The following is a 19,514-nucleotide window of genomic DNA, read 5'->3' as shown; positions in this document are numbered from 1 at the left end:
GTTCCCCAGGCGCTTCGACCGGAGCGCCCGATGTCGCACGCCCTCATTCAGACAGGACCAGGTATGCGCACCAGATTGCTCGCCCTCGCGATCGCCGCCGGAATCGGCCTGACGACCGTATCCCCGTCATCCCCTTCGGACGCGGCGACGTCCCGGATAGCGGTGCACTTCGACGTGACGAAGGGCCGGCAGCCGGAGAACATCGCCCTCTCCCCGGACGGCACGGCCTATGTCACCTTCGCCGCCGCCCGCCAGGTCGCCGCGATCAGCCCGAAAGGCACGGTCCGGATCCTGGCGACCCTCCCCGCCCCGGCTGACGGCGGCGCACCGGCCCTCGGGTTCGCCCTGACCACCGGCATCGTCCGCACCGCCGACGGCACGCTCTATTTCCTGTACGCCAGCGGCGACGCCGCGACCACCGGCCTTTACCGGCTGCGCCCCGGCGGGGGACCGCAGCGCATCGCCGCGCTCCCGGCGAACGGCCTGCCCAACGGCCTGGCCTACGACGAACCGGCGGAGACCTTCTACCTCACCGACTCGGTCCTCGGCTCCATCTCCACGGTGCCCCTGCACGGCGGCCCCGCCCGGACCTGGTCGTCGGCACCGGAGCTCGCCGCGGCCGGATTCCTCGGCGCCAACGGCATCAAGGTACGGCACGGCGCGGTCTGGGCCACCAATCTCGACCAGGGCACCCTGCTCAGGATTCCGATCGGACAGGGCCGCCCCGGACCCGTCCAGGTCAAGGCCACCGGCCTGGTCGGCATCGATGACATCGCCTTCACCCGCGACGGGGACGACCAGGTCATCGCGGCCCTCAACGCCCCGAACAAGGTGGTGCGCATCGACACGGACGGCCGTGCCGTGACCCTTCTCACCGCCGGACTCCAGAACCCCACCTCGGTGGCGGTGCGCGGCCGGACCCTCTACGTGCTCAGCGCCGCCTACCTCACCGGCACCGACCCCAACCTGATCCTGGCCACCATCGGAGCGCCCCATGCATGAGATCAAGCTCGGCGACGTCACCGTCACCCGCGTCGAGGAGACCCACGGCCCGATCACGCCTACCAGGGACTTCTTCCCGGACCTGCCGGTCAGGGAGTGGGCACCCTTCAGCCGCCACTGACCGTGCCGTCCGTGCCGTCCCGCCGTTCGCGGCGGGACGGCGGGACCGGCGAAGGCGCCCATGTCCTTGAGCGCGCCCGCCCATCGTGGTCACCCGCCTTGACAGGCAACCATATGGCTGCCTAATTTATAGGCAGCCGAAAGGCTGCATATCGGCGGACGGCGACCCGGATACGAGGGCGGGCATGGACGAGGTGTTCAAGGCACTGGCCGATCCGAGCCGGCGCGCGCTGCTCGACTCGCTCAACGCCCGCAACGGGCAGACGCTGCGCGAGCTGTGCGCCGGGCTCGACATGGCCAGACAGTCCGTCAGCAAGCACCTCGCGGTACTGGAGGAGGCCGGGCTCGTCACCACCGTGCGGCGGGGCCGGGAGAAGCTGCACTACCTCAACGCCGCGCCCGTGCACGAGATCGCCCACCGGTGGATCAGCCGTTACGACCGGGCCAGGGTCCAAGCCCTGGCGGATCTGAAACTCGCCCTGGAGGAGCCCCCGATGGACGCGCCGACCTTCGTCTACACCACCTACATCCGCACCACCCCGCAGAAGCTCTGGCAGGCGCTGACCGAGCCCGCCTTCACCCGCCGCTACTGGGCCACGGAGTTCATCACGGACTGGTCCACCGGCTCGCCGATGACCTGGGACAACCACGGCGTGGTGATCGAAGACCCGGAGCAGGTCGTGCTGGAGGCCGATCCCTACAACCGGCTCTCCTACACCTGGCACTCCGTCACCCCGGAACTCGCCAAGCGCTTCGGCTGGGATGAGGAGACGCTCGCCCGGTTGTCCGGCGAAGCCCGCTCGAAGGTCACCTTCACGCTTGAGGAGGTTTCCGGGCAGGTCGTGAAGCTCACCGTCGTGCACGACGGCTTCGAGGCCGGATCGAGCATGGTCGAGATGCTCAGCCACGGCTGGCCGAACGTGGTGGCGAGCCTGAAGTCACTGCTGGAGACCGGTGAACCGCTGCCGGCCGACGCGTGACCTCCCTGCCGGGGCCGGAGACTCCGCTGGAGGACTCAGCGCCGCACCAGCGCCAGCACGCTCAGCCCGAACATTAGGACGCCCAGGGGGAGATGGACCGACGGCACGTGCATGATGCCGAGCAGAACCTGGGCGGAGGCGAGGACGAGGAAGCCGGACGCGTGCAGGACGGGCCGGGGCGAGCCGCCGCCCGGCTTCCACGCCAGCACCGCCGCGAGCACGTACAGCACCGACGCCCCGTACATGACGCGGGCTCCGGCGCTGTGCAGGGCCTCTCCGTAGGGCGCGGTCAGCAGCAGCCCGGCGGAGACCGCCTGCAGGAAGATGGTCAGGGTCTGCAGGGCGATCGCGATCCGCAGAAACGAGAAGCGGCGTCGTGCCGTCGCCTGGGTGGTCATGCCGGCCATGTCACGGGCCCCCTGTTCCGCCCCCGGGGGCGGTGGATCGATAAGGTCTCACCGATCTGACGACGGGGGCCTGCGAAAGGTAAGGCGGGAAGGCGGCCGGGAGCATGGTGACGACCGGGACGGGCACCGACGAGACGGCCGGTGAGCGGCGCCGGCTGATCAACGTCGCCTACCGGCTGCTCGGTTCGCTGGCCGAGGCCGAGGACGCCGTACAGGAGGCCTACGCGCGCTGGTACGCGCTGCCGCGGAGCCGGCGGGAGGAGATCGTGTCCCCCGGCGCCTGGCTGACGACGGTGACCGGCCGCGTCTGCCTGGACGCGCTCGGCTCGGCGCGGGCCCGGCGTGAACGCTATGTCGGCGCGTGGCTGCCCGAGCCGCTGCCCGACCGCGCCGGGCAGGGGTACGGCGCCGGCCTCGGCAACCCCGGCGACCCCGCCGATCAGATGGTCCTGGACGAGTCGGTGACCATGGCCTTCCTCGTCGTCCTGGAGTCGATGACGCCCGCCGAGCGCGTGGCGTTCGTCCTGCACGACGTCTTCCGTTACCCCTTCGCCGAGATCGCCGCCGTCCTCGGCCGGACCCCTTCGGCTTGCAAACAGCTGGCGTCCTCCGCCCGGCGGCGGGCGGAGGACGCGCGCGCCCCGGTGACGGCGGCCGGGCGGGCCGACGTGGTGCGGCGCGTCAAGCAGGCATGGGAGACGAAGGACATCGCGGCCCTCGTCAGCCTCCTCGACCCGGCCGCCGTGATGACCGCCGACGGCGGCGGCAGGGCCGGCACCGTTCCGCATCCGATCGAAGGCGGCGCGCGCATCGCCCGGTACATGGCCGCCATCGCCGGCAGGGCTCCGGGGCTCGAACTCCTGGAGCGGTCGGTCAACGGCACGCCGGGCCTGGTGGCCCGGGTCGCGGGCGTCGTCACGACCGTGGCCTCGTTCGACGTCGCCGACGGCCGCGTCACCCGGATCTGGGTGGTCCGCAACCCGGAGAAGCTGCGACCGTGGACGCGGGAGGGTCTGGACCCGGCGGTGCGATCGGCGTCGCGTTGACGCGGACCGCCGTGCTCCGTGCGGTTCATCGGACATGTCGGGATCGGAAGGGCGGGCTCGGCGCATGCCCGCCGTACCTCGGTGTCTCACCGGCCGTCCATGCAGCCCGGATCGATTCCCGCGTTGGGGGACGCCTTGGTCCCGGGAGGCGGTGGGACTCGTTCAGGACCGGCTGCGGGGGCTTCGCCTGGCGGTGATGTCCGCCGCGATGAGCAGTCCGGCGGGGATGATCGCGAAAAGGAAGCCACTCGGTCCGATCAGGCCGACGGCCAGCGCCGCCCAGACGAGGATCACCCATCCGACGTACCCGGGGACGTGCTGCCCCCGCCGGCCCGCCCGTGACACCAGCAGTCCCAGCAGGATCAGCACCACGACGAACCCGCCGGGCAGCGCCCAGAACGTCGCCACCGAGTCGCTGTCCGCGGAACGGTCGCGGAGGCTCCCGGCGAGCCAGTCACCCCAGGGGGCGAGACGGACGAATACGACGGTGTGCAGCGCGGCGATCAGGATCATGGTCCGGCCGGCCCATACGGTGAGCAGGCTCGGGGACGCGGACGGTTCAGACGGGCGGGTGACGGGTGCGGTGCTCATGGTGGCCAGTCTCTCCAGGCGGCGGTCCCGGCGTATTCCCCCGCGGGAGGGGTGTGGCTCCCTCGCTCCGGGGAGCGGAGCACGGGTGCGGCGCCCACCGCCGCAGCCAGGCCCGCCGGTCGATGACGGAGGCCGTTCCTCCAGGAAGACCCGCGCGCACGCGCACGGACGCCGTAGGCCGCGCCGTGGAGGCAGGAGAGACACAGGTCACATTCAATGGGTGTTATGTCTTCGCCGGGTCGCGTGTCCTAGGGGGTGGAACAGCAGGAAGGCGGCGCCGGTCCCGGAACGCCGCACCACGCGAAGAACGGAAAAGACATCATGAGCAAGGTCTGGTTCGTCACCGGTTCGTCGCGCGGCCTCGGCCGTGAGTTCGTCGAGGCCGCGCTGTCCCGCGGTGACAGGGTGGCCGCGACCGCCCGGAACCCCGCGAGCCTGGAGGGGCTGGTCGCGGCCTACGACGAGGCGGTGCTCCCGCTCGCGATGGACGTGACCGACAGGGCCGCCGTCTTCGAGGGTGTGAAGCGGGCCAGGGAGCACTTCGGCCGGCTCGACGTCATCGTCAACAACGCGGGCTACGCCCAGGTCGGCGCGGTCGAGGAGCTGACCGAGCGGGAACTGCGCGACCAGATGGAGACCAACCTGTTCGGCGCGGTGTGGGTGGTCCAGGCCGCGCTGCCGTACCTGCGTGAGCAGCGTTCGGGACACATCATCCAGCTGTCCTCGGCGGCCGGGGTCATCGCCATGCCGCTCGGCGGCGCGTACCACGCCTCCAAGTGGGCCCTGGAGGGTCTGAACGAGGCCCTCGCCGGCGAGGTCGCCGACTTCGGCGTCAAGGTGACCATCGTCGAGCCCGGCGGCTTCGCCACCAGGGACGGCAGGAACCCCGACCCGCTGGCCAACGGCCACATGGCCGAGACCGATCCGGCCTACGACGGTCTGCGCCGGCGTCTCGGCGCGTTCACCGGGAAGCAGCCCGCCGGTGACCCGGCCACCGCGGCCCAGGCGCTCCTGAAGCTCGTCGACTCCGGCAACCCGCCCCTGCGGGTGCTCTTCGGCCGGGGCTTCTACCCGGTGATCCAGCAGGCCTACGCGGACCGGCTCAGAACCTGGGACGACTGGCAGGACCTGTCGGCGGAGGCTCACGGCGACCGCGACCAGAGCGATCGCTGACACCGGTCCGGCGCGCCGGGCGGTGGGGCGGATCGAGTGAAGGACCCCGCCGCGGACGCGCGTCCGGATCGAATGAAGGACCCCGCCGCGGACGCGCGTCCGGACGTCCCCGGCCGCCGGGGCCGGCCACCGAGGAGAAGGACCGAGACATGAGCGACCATGCCGCCGACGAGGCGACCGAGACCTTCCTCGCCCACCGCAACCTGCTGTTCACCGTCGCCTACGAGATGCTCGGCTCGGCGGCCGACGCCGAGGACGTCCTCCAGGAGACCTGGCTGCGATGGGTCAGGGCCGACCTGGCGCGGGTGCGCGACCGGCGCGCCTACCTGATCCGGATCACCACCCGGCAGTCGCTCAACCGGCTGCGCAGCATGAGGAGCCGCAAGGAGGCGTATGTCGGCCCCTGGCTGCCCGAGCCGCTGCTCACCGCGCCGGACGTGGCCGAGGACGTCGAACTCGCCGAGAGCATGTCGATGGCGCTCATGCTCGTGCTGGAGACGCTGTCGCCGACCGAACGCGCCGTCTTCGTGCTGCATGAGGCGTTCGACGTCGGCTACGACGAGATCGCGGCCGCCGTCGGCAAGAGCCCCGCCGCCGTCCGCCAGATCGCCTACCGGGCCCGCCGGCACGTCGACGCCCGCCGTCCTCGTGAAGCGGTCTCCTCCGGAGAGACCAGGGCGGTCCTGGAGTCGTTCCGGAAGGCGCTGGAATCCGGGGACCTGCGGGGCCTGCTCGACGTGCTCGCCCCCGACGTCGTCCTGGTGAGCGACGGCGGCGGCCTCAGGCAGGCCGCGCCGCGGCCCGTCGTCAGCGCCGGCAAGGTCGCCCGCTTCATCGTCGGCGGCATCGGCAAGAACGAGGTCTCGCTCACCGGTGAGCCCATCGTGGTCAACGGCGGCCCGGCGCTCCTCATCCGCGTGGACGGCGAGATCGACGGCGTCGTCACGATCCGTGTCGAGGACGCCCGCATCACCGGCCTCTACTACGTCCGCAACCCGGAGAAGCTGCGACCGTGGACGCGGGAGGACCTGGACCCGGCTGTGCGACCGGTATCGCGTTGATGCGGGCCGCCGTGCTCCGTGCGGTTCGTCGGGCATGTGTGATCGGAGGAGGGCGGGGCCGCCACTCCTGCCTGCCGGGACCTCACGCCGTGCGGATGGAGCGCCTCCCGACGAGAGAGGTGACGCCGAAGGTGACGCCGACCCCGATCACGATGGTGACCGCGTAGGGCAGGGGCGCCGCCGCCTGCAGGGGATCACCGGTTTTGACGATGGCGAAGGGCAGGACGGTGATGAACGCTCCCGTGCTTCCGGCGATGACGCTGACGGCGGTGGCCGCACCGACCTCGCGTACGAGCATCCGCTGCGTTTGGGCGTCGGTCGAGCCGATGAGGGACATGACCGCGAACTCCGGGCGGCGCTGGGTGATGGAGGCGACGAGGTTGTTGGTGAGGGCGATGGCCATGAACGCCGCGATCAGGGCGACGACGAAGTAGTTGATCGTGGCGAGGACCTGGGCCGTGCTGTTCGCCATGCCGGCGCCGTTCTCGATGCCCTGCATGCTGAGGGTGCCCGCGGCGACGCTGACGAAGAGGGTCAGGAAGGTCACGGCCGGTCGCATCCGGTCCGGGGCCGCGGAGAGGTTGATCGCGGCCAGATGGGAGGGGGCGGCGGCGTGTGCTGAGCGGAGGGCGTTGAGCGTGGTGTTCGCCGTGGCGATGAGCTCCGGGGCGAGGACGCACAGACCGACGGCGACGAGCACGCAGCCGGGCCCGGTCATCGCGGTGGTGAGCACGTCGGCCGGATCCATGGCGAATACCGCGGCCGATGAGGTCAGACCGGCGGCGATCGTGATCGCCGCGGCGATCCGGCGTCGCCGTCCCGGATGCCGTCCCGTACGGCGGCGTGGGGGCGGGGAGGCATCGGCCACCGGGCTGCGGTGGGCGAGGGAGCGGCTGCCCACCCATGCCGCGAGTACGCTCGCGGCCAGAACGATGAGCACACCGAGGGCCGGGAGGAGCACGCCGGGTGCGAAGACCGAGGCCGCGTCGGTGAGTCCGGCGGAGTGGATGCTCCGTGTGACGATCCAGCCGACGAGGTAGCCGATGGCGAGTCCCGGGAGCGCCGTGATGGCCGTGACGGCCGCCGTCTCGATGACGAGCATCCGCTGCACCTGCCGGGGGCTCGCGCCGATGAGACGGATGCCCGCGATCTCCGCGGCGCGGCCCGTGAGAGCGACGCTGATCGTCGAGACCATGGCGAACAGGACGATCGAGACCGCCCAGCCGCCCATGATGAGCGGGAACTGCACCAGGAACGGGCGGTCGGCGGCGACCGTGCTCGCGGCCAGCCCGGTGCCGAGCAGGCACATCATGCCCGTCACCAGGACGGTGCCGACGAGCGCGACCAGGCCGGTGGTGACCGCGGAGGTGCGGTGATGCGCGAGAGAGCGCGCGGCGATCCTGATCACCGGTGCGCCGCCGCGTCGTGGACGGCCTGTTCCGCCGACTCGACCAGGACGGCCATTCTGCCGGCGACCTGCTGCGCGGTGGGACGCGGGAGGTGGTCGACGATCCGGCCGTCGGCGAGGAAGAGGACGGCGTCGGAGTAGGAGGCGGCGACCGGATCGTGTGTGACCATGATGATCGTTTGGCCGTGGTCCGCGAGTTCACGCATCAGTCGCAGGACCTCCCTGGCGCTGCGGATGTCGAGGGCGCCTGTGGGCTCGTCGGCGAAGACGATGTCGGGATCGGCGATCAACGCTCGCGCGACCGCGACGCGTTGCCTCTGGCCGCCCGACAGCTGATGCGGGCGGTGGCCGCCCCGGTTGCCGAGCCCCACGCGGGTGAGCAGCCGAGTCGTGCGCGCGGATTCGGTCTTCCGGGAGTCGAGGCGCAGGGGGAGTTCGATGTTGTCGACGGCCGAGAGCGCGGGCAGAAGGTTGAACGACTGGAAGACGAATCCGATGCGGCGCCGGCGCAACCGCGCGAGCTGTGCCTGGTCGAGCCCGCGAAGGTCCTGGCCGTCGAGCTCGACGGAGCCCGACGTCGGATTCTGCAATCCGGCGGCGCAGTGCAGGAGGGTGGTCTTACCGGATCCCGACGGCCCCATGATCGCCAGGAAGGACGACCGGGCGACGTCGAGGTCGACGGAGCGCAGGGCGTGGACGGGGCCGGCCTCCCCTGGATATTCGCAGCTGAGCGCGCGGATGCGCAGTATGGGCGGCGTGGACGCGGCGGTGGCGTACGGAGTCATGGAGCCCCCTGAAGCATCGTTTTAAACGATCGTTTCATACGAATGTTTATTTGATACGGTAGGGCATGTGAGTGCCAAGGACAAGCTGCTGCTGGCGGCGCGGGACTGCCTGCTGGCCAAGGGGTACGCGCACACGACCGTGCGGGACCTGGTCGCGGCGTCGGGGGCGAACCAGGCGTCGATCAACTACCACTTCGGGTCCAAGGAGCAGCTGCTCACGCGGGCTCTGCGCGACCTCAACACGGAGTGGGGCGAGCTGCTGTTCACGGTGCTCGAGGAATCCGGCCCCGCCGGCGAGACGCGGTCCCGGCCCGGCGATCAGGTGGACCTGTGGAGCCGGATCATCGACTCGATCCAGGCCAATCGATCACTGTGGCTCGTCAACTTCGAATCCGTCGCGTCCGTACGGCAGGACGACGAGATCCGGGGGATGATCGCCGACGGCCAGAAGCTCGCGAGGGCCTCGCTGGCGCGGGCGTTCGCCGGCCTGGGGCCGGACAGTGATCCGGAAACGGTCTACGCGGCCGGATCACACTATCTCGCCCTGCTCGTCGGGCTCGCCGCGCAATGGCTCACCGACCCCGAACACGCGCCGACGGCGGAGCGGTTCGCCGCTGCCGGCCTCGGCTCCGGCGACCGCCGCTGACGGCGGGGCTCCTGGCGAGGCGGACAGCCGTCGTCGCTGGCAGCGATCATGGGCCGCTGAAGAGCGAGGCGCTTCTTTTTGCACCGTTTTGGGAACCCTAGGCAAATTGTGCTGATCCGCAGTACGTCTCAGCCCGCGGGCCCTTCAACGGCCGGCGCCGTCCCCCAGATAGGCCAGCGCCGAGACCACGGCCGCCTGCACGCCGGTGTCCAGGGTGGGCTGGATGACCGGGGCGAAGGCGGCGTTGTGGTTGCCGGGGACATCGGTGGCGATCGTGCCCTCCGCGGCCGCCTTCGCGTACAGAGCGGGGTCCGTGCCGCCGAAGCCCCAGTACGTGAACGGCACGCCGAGCGCCTTCGGTATCTCGCTGAAGTCCTCGCTGGCCGTCTGGAGATCGAGGGCCCCGGCCCGGTCGCCGAAGAAGGCGGCGAAGGACGCCGCGACCTTCCGGGTGGTGTCCTCGTCGTTGATCGTGGCGGGGAAGGCGCCGAAATGGTCGATATCGGGGGGCTTGGGGGCGTTCGAGGCGGCGCATTCGGCGTGGGCGATACGTGCGATGGCGTCCTTGACGCGCTGCCGCACGTCCTCCCGGTAGGTGCGCACGTTCAGCTGGATCTCGGCCGTCTCCGGGATGTTGTTGGGGTTGGCTCCGGAGTGGATGCTGCCCACCGTGAGCACGACCGGGGTGAGCGGGCCGACCTCGCGGGAGACGACCGTCTGCAGGCGGACCACGAGCATCGAGGCCATCACCACCGGGTCGATGCCCCGATCGGGAGACGAGCCGTGGGCCGAGCGGCCGTACAGGGTGATGCGGTAGTCGTCGGCGGCCGACAGCGCGGACCCCGGCCGGGTGAGCACCTGGCCCGCCGGGTAGGGCAGCACGTGCTGGGCCAGGCAGACGTCGGGTCTGGGAATCCGGTCGGCCAGCCCGTCGGCGATCATGCCGCGGGCGCCGTCGCCCGGCTCCTCCGCCGGTTGGAACAGCGCGATGTGCGTGCCCTTCCAGGCTTCTCTGGCCCGCGACAGCAGCCGGGCCGCGCCCAGCAGGGCGGTGACGTGGGTGTCGTGCCCGCAGGCGTGCATGATCGGATGACCGTCGTCGCCGGTGGCCGTGCTGGCGTACGGCAGGCCGGTCCGCTCCTCGATCGGCAGGGCGTCCATGTCGGCGCGGAACAGCACGCCCGGCCCGTCTCCGTTGGCCAGTACGCCGACCACGCCGGTGCCGCCGACCTGGTCCTGCACGTCGTAGCCGTACGCCCGCAGCCGCTCGGCCACCCGGGCCGAGGTCCGTCTCTCCTGGTGCCCGAGCTCGGGATGGGCGTGCAGGTCACGGTAGTACGCCTCCAGGCCGGGTCTGATGGCGTCCAGTCCGGCCAGCACCGTGTCGACGGACATCGACCGCTCCCCTCAAGCTTCCCCTGCGGGGGATGCTTTCCGGGTATGAATCCCTACTACTCCAAACGGCGGCAAACGTTCGGCCGGCCGGTGAGCGGGCCGGCGCCGGTTCTCCGGGAGCGTCCCTAAGCTTCCTGCCTGTGCGGGTCGAGACGATCACGACGGTGCTGGACCTGGTCGGAGTGTTCATCAACAGCCTGCTCGGCGGCTCGGTGGCACGCCGCCGGGAGCTGGACCTGTTCGGGTACGTCGTGATCGGGGTGGTGTCCGGCCTGGGCGGCGGACTGATCCGTGACGTTCTGCTGCAGCACGGGCCGCCGCTCGCCCTGACCAACCCCCTCTACATCCCGATCGCGCTGGCCGGGGCCGGGGTCGCTTTTCTGCTGAAGTTCACCGAGCGGGAATGGAACCGGCTCTTCTATGTGCTGGACGCGATCGCGCTGTGCGTGTGGGCCGTCGCGGGGGCGCAGCGGACGCTGGCCGCCGGGCTCGGCTGGCTCCCGGCGATCCTGCTGGGGACCATCACCGCGGTCGGCGGCGGGGCCACGCGTGACCTGCTGGTGCAGCGCGTTCCGGTCGTGTTCGGAGGGAACGGCCTGTACGCGTCGGTCGCCGCCCTGGTCGCCGCGGTGCAGGTGGTCTGCTCGGCGTTCGGCGTGTCCATGGTGGTGGGCACGTCCCTGGGGGTCGTCGCGGGTACGGCGCTGCGGCTGGTCGCCTACCGGCGGGGGTGGGAACTGCCCGCCGGCAGGGAGTGGGAGGCGCGTGACGTCCTCGGCAAGGCCGTCCGTCCGGTGCGCCGCCGTCGCGACCGGCGTCACGACGACGGTGGCTGAACGAGGACGCAGTCGGTCCGTGTTCTTTCGCGGGCGGGACGTCAGGGGTCCGGGCCCAGGCTCCACCGCCCTCCCGGCGCGAAGAAGCCCAGGTCAGGCGTTGCCGCCTCACCTGGGCTTCGATCTTCGTTCCGTCCGGCGCTCCTTCCGCCGTCCGAGCGGCCCGATTTTCGTTTCCCGACCGTACGGGCTCCTTTCGTTACTTGACCGCACGGATGCCGACGATGGCGGGGTTGGTCCGGAAGTCATCCCAGAACGGGTCGTCGCGGTCGGCGGGCAGCACCGGAGGAACGATCTCCACCGAGCGGAACCCCGCGTCGCGCAGGGCGGTGACCACCGGTTCCTCCTCCCAGAAGCAGGCCTGGAATGAGATGGGCGGGTTCACGTGCGCTGTGACCGTCAGCTCCTTTCCGCCGGGGAAGTCCGCGTCGGGCCGGTGGGTCAGGCCGTACTTGGTGGCCAGGGGGCCGTCCCAGTCGAAGTTCGGGTTCATCTCCAGGCCGGTGTAGACGCCCCCGGGGGCGAGGTTGTCGTGGATGGTGCCGGCCATGGCGGCGAGGTCGGACCGGTCACGGGCGTAGCACAGCAGCCACACCGCGTTGACCTGGTCGAACCGGCCGACGGCCCCGAGCGTCCGGGCGTCGTGGACCTTGTAGGAGATGCCGAGCGGCTCGCGGGCCTCGGTGTGCTCGGCGACGGCGACCATCTCCTCGGAGATGTCCACCCCCAGCACCGAGGCCGCGCCGGCGCGGGCGATGATCCTGCTGTACCAACCGGTGCCGCACGCCAGGTCCAGCACGGACCTGCCCGCCACCGCGCCGGTCAGGGCCTCGACAGTGGCCCGTTCGGGGCCCCTGGCCAGGGGCATCTCCCGCTTCAGCCGCTCGTAGGATCGGCCGATCTCGTCGTACTGGGTCCGCATCAGGCCGCCCTGCCCACGGGGGCCACCCGCTCGCGGACGGCGGCGACGACGTCCTCCCTGGCGTAGCTCTGGGCGTTGTAGAGGGAGCGGAGAGGGTCGCGGATCCTGCGCCTGCCGTGCATGAGCCGGCTGTTGTCGACCAGCGCGACGTCACCCGCGTGCCAGTCGATCTCCTCGGTCTCCAGTTCGGTCGCCTCGATGATCTGGCGCATCAGCATGGCGTCCAGGGGACGGCCGTCCTCGAACTCGATCACCGGGGGCTCGTAGTTGACCGACGGGGTCAGGATGCTGTTGGTGAACACGACGTCCCCGCCGAACAGCGTGGTGTGCGCGGCGTAGGTGAAGTACTTGTAGTGGACGGAGCCGTCGGGGCGCAGCCGGTACTTGACGTCGACGTCGTCGTCGGTCACCGCGAGCAGGTCGTCGAAGACGACCTCGTCGGCGGTCTTGGCGCCGTCGAGCAGGCGGACGACGAGGTTCTTCCACTTGTCCTCGGGCATCGGCCTGGCGAAGGTGATCCGGGTGGACAGGAACAGCTCCTGGGTGCGCGCCGGCAGCCGGTCCCACACGTGCAGCCCGTCGCAGATGGTGGTCTGCGAGCCGACCTTGGCCGGGGTCTCGCAGTAGAACCACACCAGGTCCGGCACCCACGGCGTGGCGCCGTTCTCCACGTGCAGGCCCTGGGGCACCAGCCCCGCCTCGATCTTCTGCGCGACGTTGCCTCCGGCGAACTTGCGCGCCGGGTCCAGGGTGATCTTCGAGGAGACGCTCTGGATGAGCGTGGAGAAGGTGGCCGGGTCGGTGTCGAAGCCGCGCAGGAGGACGTAGCCGTGTTCGGCCAGCGCGGTCATCAGCTCGACGCGGTCGACGGTGTCGAGTCCGGCGCGGTCGGCGGCGGTGACGACCAGGCCCTTGCCGTCGATGTGGTCGGTGGTGGTGAAGTCGCTCAGCATTTCTCAGACCTCCGTCAGGCCGAAACGGCCGGTGGTGAGTGCTTCCTTGATCTCTTTGCGGCGAGGGCGTCCGGTGACGGTGAAGAACTCGGCGTAGAACGTCTCGTCGGCCTCGACGAACGCGGCGCTGCCGACCTGTTCGATCTCCGAGAGGACCTCGGCGTTGACGTGGCGCACGTCGGCGAGCGCGGTGGCGGTGTCGGCGCCGCGGCTGACGACGAAGACCGCGATCAGCCGCTCCATGTTGTCGCCGAACACGGCGGCGGCCTCGATGCCGGGCCGGCTCTTGTACTGCGCCTCGACCCATTCCGGGCTGACGTTGCGCCCGTTGGAGGTGATGATGATGTTCTTGAGCCTGCCGGTGATGGTGACGTAGCCGTCGTCGTCGATGTCGGCGATGTCACCGGTGTGCAGCCAGCCCTCCGTGTCCAGCGGGAGCGCGGTCGGGTCGTCCGACCCGAGATAGCCGGTGAGCAGGGACGAGCTGCGGATGAGGAGCTCGCCGTCGTCGGACCGTTTGACCTCGCAGTGGCGCAGGGGCTTGCCGACGGTGCCGAGCCGGACGAGGCCGGGGCCGTTGAGCGTGGCGACGGAGCCGTTCTCGCTGAGGCCGTACGCGACGTACACCGGCAGGCCGCGGTCCCACATGACGCGCAGGACCTCGTCGGACACCGGGGCGCCGCCGCTGAACAGCAGCATCGGGTCCTCCCTGCCGTACACCGCCAGCGACAGCTCGCGGGTGGTCGCGTCCGGGAGGGTCCTGGCGTGCGCCGCGATGGACTCCACGAGGGACGGCGGCACCAGCGACACCGTGGGCCGGGCCTCGGCGAGCAGCCCGCGGACCTGCTCGACGTCACCGCCGGCGGTGCCCAGCGGCTTGGCCTCCTCGGGCAGGAACACGACCGTGCCGCCGGCGAGGAAGGTCAGGTAGACGGCGAAGACCTGCTCCACCAGCAGGCTCGTCGGCACGACGGAGACGTAGCGCTGCCACGCCTCGACGCCGACCCGGCTGGTGACGGAGTCGATCAGGTCGTCCACCGCGCCGCGGCGGAGCATCACGCCCTTCGGGGTGGAGGTCGTGCCGGACGTGTGGACGATCTTGCAGATGGCGGACTCGTCCAGCGTCGCCGCAGCCCGGACCCTGGCGGCGATCTCCTCCGGGGCGTACCCGTCCTCCCCGACCGTGATCGTGATGACCTCGCACCCCTCGGGGAGGATCCTCTCCTCGCCGCCCCACTCCGCCAGGCGCTTGCGCCCCTGCTCGTCGACCAGGCAGACGATCGAGTGCGACAGCAGGTGGCGGGCCTGGTCCCGGCCGAAGGCGATCGGGATGGGCACCGACCGCACGCCGGTCAGCAGGCAGGCCAGGTCACCGACGACGCCCTCCACGCCGTTGCCGGTGAGCAGGCCGATCGTGCTGCTGCCGGTGTCCCGCCCCTCGGCCGCGGCGACGACCGCGTCACCGGTACGGATCGCCGCGCCGAGCACGGTCCCGTAGGTGTACGGGCGGGACGGCCCGGACGACCTCATCTCCTCGACGGCCACTTTCTCCAGTGAGCCGAGGCGGTTGAGGGCATGGTCAAGCCAACGCATGAGCGGACTCCTTCTACGCGTTCTTCTGTGCGTTCTTCTGTGCGTTCGGATCGCGGTGTCGTCGAAAGCCCGGCTGGAGTTCCCGGCCGAAAGCCCGGCTGGAATTCCGGGTCGAAAGCCCGGCCGGAGGAGACGCCGTCAGCCGGCGGCCCGCGGGACCGCGTCCCGCCCGCAGCGGAGGATTCCCGTACGGGGCCTCGCGGAGTAGTAGGTGCCCCAGTCGACCTCACCGGCCCCGGTGAGGTCGGCGCGGCGGGCGTTGGTGAGGGTGTGGAACTCCCAGCCCGCGGCCCTGGCCACGCCGTGGAGCTTCTCGGTCAGCGTGGACAGCAGGAAGTCGTACCCCAGGTGGAGGGCGATCCCCGGCAGGGCGCGCATGAGGAACAGACCGGCGCCGGGGTGGAACGACGCGATCGGGCCCATCTCCACGACGCGGCGGCGGTCGACGCGGGTCCCGGGAGCCAGGTCGGCGCAGGCCCGCTCGACCGGGACGTCGAGATAGTCCTCCGAGAGCAGTCTGCGCCCGGCGGCGGTGGTGAGCCCCGCGACGCCCAGGATGCGGCCGGAGGTCGGCGAGTCGCGGGCGCCGTCCCACGCGGTGACGAACAGGTCGGGGCCGGGGGTGACGACGGCGCCGTACCGGTCCAGGTACTTGCGCTTCACGCTGTCGACGCAGAACCGGTAGTTCGGCGTGCCGGGACTCGCGAACCCCGTCCGCAGAAGCGGGCCCGGCCGGACCGCCTCCAGCGACGGCAGGGATACGGACAAGGAGTCGGACGTGATGCCAGGTCTTGCCATTTCCTCATCCTCATCTCGAAGTGCCGATCTGCTTGCTCATGCACAACTCTGCGTGACCCCGGGTCGCCGGGACAGGAGTTTCGGGTGCAGCAAACTGCCCAGGGCTGCAGTTTTCTGCCAATGACCGGCGCTTGACATGCCGTGCGGCCCCGCGCGGGACGATGCCGCGGCTCCAGGGGATCTCCGTACACGCAGGTGGGGGCGGGGACAGGCACCCGCCGGCGGACGACCGGCATGGAGCGGGCGTACGACCGGCATGAAGCAGCCCCGCACGGAGGGTCGTCCGTACGGGGCTGTTCCGCGCCGGAGGGGCGCACGGCGGGGCCGCGCCCGTCCCCGCGCCGGGCCGGGCTTCGGCGCCGTCCTGTGCGCCGGTCAGGCCACGGTGCAGGGAACGCCGTTGAGGGTGAAGGCGGTGGGTTTCGACGTGTTGCCGTTGTGGGTGGCCTGGAAGCCGATCTCGATGGTGGCCCCGGGGGCGATCGTGCCGTTGTAGTCGACGTTGCGGGCGCTCACCTGACCGCTGGAGGGCGAGTACGTGGCGTTCCAGCCCGAGGTGATGGACTGCCCGGAGGGCAGGGTGAAGGCCAGCGTCCAGCCGTTGATCGCCGAGGTGCCGGTGTTGGTGATGGCGATGTTCGCGGTGAAGCCGTTGCCCCAGGCGCTCATCGTGTAGGCGACCCGGGGTCCCGTCCCGGGGTCGCCGGTGGGCGTCACGGTCGGGGTCGCCGTGGGGGTCACGGTGGGCGTCGCGCTGGGTGAGGGGCCGCCGCCGTTCACGGTGGTCACGAAGGTCGTCACGCTCCGGGCGGGAAGGGTGACGGTGAGGGAGCCGTTCGACACGGGGACCGCGCCCTGCGGCGCGACGTTCCTGCTCGCGTCGGTCAGCCAGGACGAGGCGCCGGAGATCGCGGTGTTCGCCACGGTGAACTGCTGGCTCACCGCGGAGGTCCCCTTGTTGACGGCGACGATGACGATCGTGTCGCCGCCCCGGTACGCCGAGACGTAGACGTTCGACGCCGGGTTCGCCGTCGCGCCGATCCGCACGTATCCGGGGCGGACGAACCTGGCGAAGTGCGCCATCATCGCACCGCGCTTGCTGATCTGGCCGTCCTCCCGCATGGGGCCGTAGCTGCGCCGGATGTACCACCAGACGTACGCCTGGAACTCGGCGTCCACCATGGCGTGGTGGATGTGCTCGCCCACGTCGAGCGCCTGGGGCCACAGGTCCGCCGAGTCGCTGCTGTTGGGGTGATAGACCTCGGTCATCCAGAGCTCTTTGCCCGCGCCCTTCTGCTGGAAGAGGGGGTAGGGGAAGTTCGAGTACGCCGTGCCGTAGAGGTGGGCCCCGATGATGTCCACGTTGGCGAGCGCCACGGGGTCGTTGAGGATCGGGTCCGACATGTTCTTCAGGTACTGGAAGGACTCGGGGGCGATGACCCTGGTGTTGATCGAACCGGCGTTCTCCCGGAGGAACCGCACCATCTCCGTGGGCGTCCACCACGTCCAGTCGTGCGCGTAGTCGGGCTCGTTCTGCACGGATATGCCGTACAGGTTCACCCCGTTGTCCCGCATGTAGGCGTTGAAGGAGTTCAGGTACTGGGCGTAGGCGGCGTACTGGTCGTACCGCAGGCGTTTCGCGTTGGTCTGGCTGCCGCGGGTGAAGGTCTCGATCATGCTCGCGGGCGGGTTCCACGGCGACGCGAAGACGGTCACCCCGAGTTCGGCCGCGCGCTTCGCCGTCGCCAGGTCGCGGCTCCAGTCCGACTGGCTCTCGCCGACGGGGATCCGCAGTACGGAGAACCCCAGCCGGCCCTCGCCGGTGCCGAACGCCGTGTCCCGCTGGGCGGCCGTCAGGTCGCCGATCCAGGCCGCGTGGGCCATGCCGCCGAAGCCCCGGATGGTCTGCCGCCGCACCGACGGGTCGATGACCGCCGTCGCGGCCGCGGCCTCCGACGCCCCCAGGACCGACGCCGTGGCCGTGAGGACCGGCAGGGCTCCCATCGTGGCCAGGACGGCTCTTCTGCTCAGCAGTCTTCGTTCGCCGCTCACGGGCTCGTTCTGGCCTTGCGTCATGTCTTCTCCTCCTGGCTGCCGGCGCCGATCCGCGTCTCCCGGCCCGGCCGGCGTCGCGGACGGCATTCCGGCTCTGATCGGCTCCCGCTGTTGTTAGCGTTAACAGGACTTCGGCGGCCCGGCACGCGAGAACGAGGAGGGCGGGGACCGCTCACGTGGTCGCGTGGAGGGTGACGCTCCGGCGGAGTGTGGTTCCGGCCCTCGGCGGGGGTCAAGCGGGAGACGGCCCGGCGGGCGGGCGAACTGCGTGAACGGCCCGCCGGACCGTGAAAATTTCACCTCGGGAACCCGCGGCCCGGGTTCCGGCCGGTGGATCGCCTCGCCCGCCGCGGCCATCGGCGCGGGCCGCCGCCCCGATGGCCCCGCTCACGACGCCTCGCCGCCCTGCCGCCGCACCATCTCGGTGATCCAGACGGGCGCGAACGGAGACGTGCAGCCCGGGGAGGTCGGGTAGTCCTTGAGCACCCCCAGACGTTCACCGATGCCGATCGCCCGGGCGCGATGCCCGGCGTGCTCGATCCCGATCCGGGCCAGGCAGTCGTTCATCGCCCACTGCAGGCGGTCCGGGGCGTCCTTCATCTCCGCCTCGATGACGTCGAGCAGTCCCGCCAGGTCGAGGCCCCCGGGGTTCTTCGTCACCCGCTCGGCGGTCAGGGCCCAGCCGGCGGCCGCGACCGCCGGATCCGGATCGGCGGACCAGGCCAGGCGCAGCTCCTCGGAGTGCGGGCTCTTCTTCACCACGTAGTTCACGAGCCAGTCGTGCACCTTGGGCGTGCGGGCCTGGCGCACCATGTCGTCCAGTTCGTCGCGCCCGAACGCCTTCGGGCGGCAGATCAGGAGGGCCAGCAGCCTCGCCGCGGTGTCATCCGTGTCCCATAGCCGGCGCGAGAGTTCGTGCTGCGTCCTCAGCCTCTTGGCGAGCGCGCGCAGCCTGCCGAGGTTCACGCCGTGGTCGTCACCGTGTCTCTCGTTCACCTCGCGTGCCCGCGGGTCCTCCAGCCCGGCCAGCTCGGTCATCACCTCGGCCACCGTCGTCCCGGTCGGCGTCGTCTCGGCCACCTCGGTCTCCTGTCCGTCCCGTGCGGGATCCGCCCCGCCACGGATCGATCGCGCGTACGGGGCCAACGGTCTCACCCAAGGCTTATATAAGGCAAGGCTGAACTAGGTCGGGACGCCGGATGTAGCCTGGCTCCAGGACGTCGTACATCGCATCGGCCGTCGCCGTCGCCTCGACCGATGCGGCCGGCTCGGCCGGTTCCACGTCCGGCGCGTCGCGGGAAGGGCGCGCTTCCGCCGCGTCATGCACGACCTCGGAGGTGATCACGGTGCATCCGGTCTTGTGACGGCCCCATCCCGGGGCGTCACGGAGCCGAAAGGTGACCGTATGAGCAAGACCGACAAGACCCGGCCCTGGTGGGTGCGGATGGCCGACGCGCCGATGGCGACCAGCCTCCCCGTGCACGACCACCGGTTCGGGCCCTGCACGCTGCCCGAGGAGATCACCCCCGGGAGCGCGTCCCTGAACCGCCTTACGAGCGGTTGCCACTGGGGTGCTCCCGTCCCCTACGTGTTCGGCAACCTCACCAAGGGCGGCAACCGGGAGTGGTACCGCTTCCGGCGTCAGGAGCGCCGCCGCAACCGCCGTCTGGCCCGCCGCGAGCTGCGCGCCTACCGCGGCGAGGACTGAGCGAAGGCGGGTCTCCCGCCCGGGCGCCGCCTGGG

The 19,514-nt window shown here is 71.0% G+C and carries 20 protein-coding genes; 9 read left to right on the top strand and 11 right to left on the bottom strand.

Annotated features, from left to right (window positions below; genetic code table 11):
• Positions 1-63: 63 nt before the first annotated feature.
• The 3 genes from ACZ6W9_RS03120 to ACZ6W9_RS03110 all read left to right on the top strand — a co-directional run bounded on the left by ACZ6W9_RS03120 (position 64) and on the right by ACZ6W9_RS03110 (position 2,102).
• On the top strand, positions 64-1,002 hold the full coding sequence (locus tag ACZ6W9_RS03120; RefSeq protein WP_470116636.1) for an SMP-30/gluconolactonase/LRE family protein: 939 nt from the start codon (positions 64-66) through the stop codon (positions 1,000-1,002).
• On the top strand, positions 995-1,123 hold the full coding sequence (locus tag ACZ6W9_RS03115) for a hypothetical protein (RefSeq protein ID WP_362940346.1): 129 nt from the start codon (positions 995-997) through the stop codon (positions 1,121-1,123). The genes ACZ6W9_RS03120 and ACZ6W9_RS03115 overlap by 8 nt, the downstream gene beginning before the upstream one ends.
• A gap of 184 nt (positions 1,124-1,307) precedes the next feature.
• The gene (locus ACZ6W9_RS03110) at positions 1,308-2,102 is read left to right on the top strand and encodes an ArsR/SmtB family transcription factor (protein ID WP_389961722.1); all 795 of its coding nucleotides are present in this window, start codon (positions 1,308-1,310) and stop codon (positions 2,100-2,102) included.
• Positions 2,103-2,137: 35 nt separating this feature from the next.
• Here ACZ6W9_RS03110 and ACZ6W9_RS03105 read toward each other — a convergent pair whose 3' ends face one another.
• Positions 2,138-2,500: a hypothetical protein gene (locus tag ACZ6W9_RS03105; RefSeq protein WP_470116635.1), complete on the bottom strand. Its 363-nt coding sequence runs from the start codon at positions 2,498-2,500 to the stop codon at positions 2,138-2,140.
• A 113-nt stretch (positions 2,501-2,613) separates the two neighbouring features.
• Here ACZ6W9_RS03105 and sigJ point away from each other — a divergent pair, with 113 nt between their 5' ends.
• Positions 2,614-3,555, top strand: coding sequence for an RNA polymerase sigma factor SigJ (gene sigJ / locus ACZ6W9_RS03100; RefSeq protein WP_470116634.1), 942 nt, complete (start codon positions 2,614-2,616; stop codon positions 3,553-3,555).
• Between the two features lie 162 nt (positions 3,556-3,717).
• Here sigJ and ACZ6W9_RS03095 read toward each other — a convergent pair whose 3' ends face one another.
• The gene (locus tag ACZ6W9_RS03095; RefSeq protein WP_470116633.1) at positions 3,718-4,146 is read right to left on the bottom strand and encodes a DUF6463 family protein; all 429 of its coding nucleotides are present in this window, start codon (positions 4,144-4,146) and stop codon (positions 3,718-3,720) included.
• A gap of 321 nt (positions 4,147-4,467) precedes the next feature.
• Between ACZ6W9_RS03095 and ACZ6W9_RS03090 the strand changes: the two genes are divergently transcribed.
• Both ACZ6W9_RS03090 and ACZ6W9_RS03085 read left to right on the top strand, forming a co-directional pair.
• Positions 4,468-5,319 (top strand): SDR family NAD(P)-dependent oxidoreductase, encoded by an 852-nt coding sequence (locus ACZ6W9_RS03090; RefSeq protein ID WP_470116632.1) that lies wholly within the window; start codon positions 4,468-4,470, stop codon positions 5,317-5,319.
• A gap of 149 nt (positions 5,320-5,468) precedes the next feature.
• The gene (locus ACZ6W9_RS03085; protein WP_470116631.1) at positions 5,469-6,380 is read left to right on the top strand and encodes an RNA polymerase sigma-70 factor; all 912 of its coding nucleotides are present in this window, start codon (positions 5,469-5,471) and stop codon (positions 6,378-6,380) included.
• Positions 6,381-6,462: 82 nt separating this feature from the next.
• Here ACZ6W9_RS03085 and ACZ6W9_RS03080 read toward each other — a convergent pair whose 3' ends face one another.
• Positions 6,463-7,788 carry an FtsX-like permease family protein gene (locus ACZ6W9_RS03080; protein ID WP_470116630.1) on the bottom strand — a complete coding sequence of 442 codons (1,326 nt, stop codon included), beginning with the start codon at positions 7,786-7,788 and terminating at the stop codon, positions 6,463-6,465.
• Positions 7,785-8,573, bottom strand: a complete 789-nt coding sequence (locus ACZ6W9_RS03075; RefSeq protein WP_389961735.1) for an ABC transporter ATP-binding protein — start codon at positions 8,571-8,573, stop codon at positions 7,785-7,787. Before ACZ6W9_RS03075 ends, ACZ6W9_RS03080 begins: the two co-directional genes overlap by 4 nt.
• Positions 8,574-8,640: 67 nt before the next feature.
• Here ACZ6W9_RS03075 and ACZ6W9_RS03070 point away from each other — a divergent pair, with 67 nt between their 5' ends.
• Positions 8,641-9,219, top strand: a complete 579-nt coding sequence (locus ACZ6W9_RS03070; protein ID WP_470116629.1) for a TetR/AcrR family transcriptional regulator — start codon at positions 8,641-8,643, stop codon at positions 9,217-9,219.
• 144 nt (positions 9,220-9,363) lie between these two features.
• Here the strand turns inward: ACZ6W9_RS03070 and ACZ6W9_RS03065 are convergent, their stop codons facing one another.
• Positions 9,364-10,614, bottom strand: a complete 1,251-nt coding sequence (locus ACZ6W9_RS03065; protein WP_389961739.1) for an amidohydrolase — start codon at positions 10,612-10,614, stop codon at positions 9,364-9,366.
• Between the two features lie 140 nt (positions 10,615-10,754).
• On the opposite strand from ACZ6W9_RS03065, the gene ACZ6W9_RS03060 reads away from it, so the two are divergent.
• On the top strand, positions 10,755-11,450 hold the full coding sequence (locus ACZ6W9_RS03060; protein WP_362940380.1) for a trimeric intracellular cation channel family protein: 696 nt from the start codon (positions 10,755-10,757) through the stop codon (positions 11,448-11,450).
• A gap of 199 nt (positions 11,451-11,649) precedes the next feature.
• Here the strand turns inward: ACZ6W9_RS03060 and ACZ6W9_RS03055 are convergent, their stop codons facing one another.
• From ACZ6W9_RS03055 to ACZ6W9_RS03030, 6 genes are all read right to left on the bottom strand, one after another.
• Positions 11,650-12,372, bottom strand: a complete 723-nt coding sequence (locus tag ACZ6W9_RS03055) for a class I SAM-dependent methyltransferase (protein ID WP_389961740.1) — start codon at positions 12,370-12,372, stop codon at positions 11,650-11,652.
• Positions 12,372-13,325, bottom strand: a complete 954-nt coding sequence (locus ACZ6W9_RS03050) for a TauD/TfdA family dioxygenase (protein ID WP_362940388.1) — start codon at positions 13,323-13,325, stop codon at positions 12,372-12,374. The genes ACZ6W9_RS03055 and ACZ6W9_RS03050 overlap by 1 nt, the downstream gene beginning before the upstream one ends.
• A gap of 3 nt (positions 13,326-13,328) precedes the next feature.
• Positions 13,329-14,918, bottom strand: a complete 1,590-nt coding sequence (locus ACZ6W9_RS03045) for an AMP-binding protein (protein ID WP_389961742.1) — start codon at positions 14,916-14,918, stop codon at positions 13,329-13,331.
• Between the two features lie 138 nt (positions 14,919-15,056).
• The gene (locus tag ACZ6W9_RS03040; protein ID WP_470116628.1) at positions 15,057-15,686 is read right to left on the bottom strand and encodes a thermostable hemolysin; all 630 of its coding nucleotides are present in this window, start codon (positions 15,684-15,686) and stop codon (positions 15,057-15,059) included.
• Positions 15,687-16,091: 405 nt separating this feature from the next.
• Positions 16,092-17,792 carry a glucuronoarabinoxylan endo-1,4-beta-xylanase XynC gene (gene xynC, locus ACZ6W9_RS03035; protein WP_470116627.1) on the bottom strand — a complete coding sequence of 567 codons (1,701 nt, stop codon included), beginning with the start codon at positions 17,790-17,792 and terminating at the stop codon, positions 16,092-16,094.
• Between the two features lie 366 nt (positions 17,793-18,158).
• The gene (locus ACZ6W9_RS03030) at positions 18,159-18,809 is read right to left on the bottom strand and encodes a DNA alkylation repair protein (RefSeq protein WP_389961857.1); all 651 of its coding nucleotides are present in this window, start codon (positions 18,807-18,809) and stop codon (positions 18,159-18,161) included.
• Positions 18,810-19,176: 367 nt separating this feature from the next.
• On the opposite strand from ACZ6W9_RS03030, the gene ACZ6W9_RS03025 reads away from it, so the two are divergent.
• Complete coding sequence (locus ACZ6W9_RS03025) at positions 19,177-19,479, top strand: hypothetical protein (protein WP_389961748.1); 303 nt, start codon at positions 19,177-19,179, stop codon at positions 19,477-19,479.
• The last annotated feature ends 35 nt before the right edge of the window (positions 19,480-19,514 follow it).

The sequence above is a fragment of the Streptosporangium sp. NPDC053982 genome (assembly GCF_055585205.1).
Note: the sequence above shows the minus strand (reverse complement) of the source record. Positions and strands in the feature narration are given on the sequence as shown.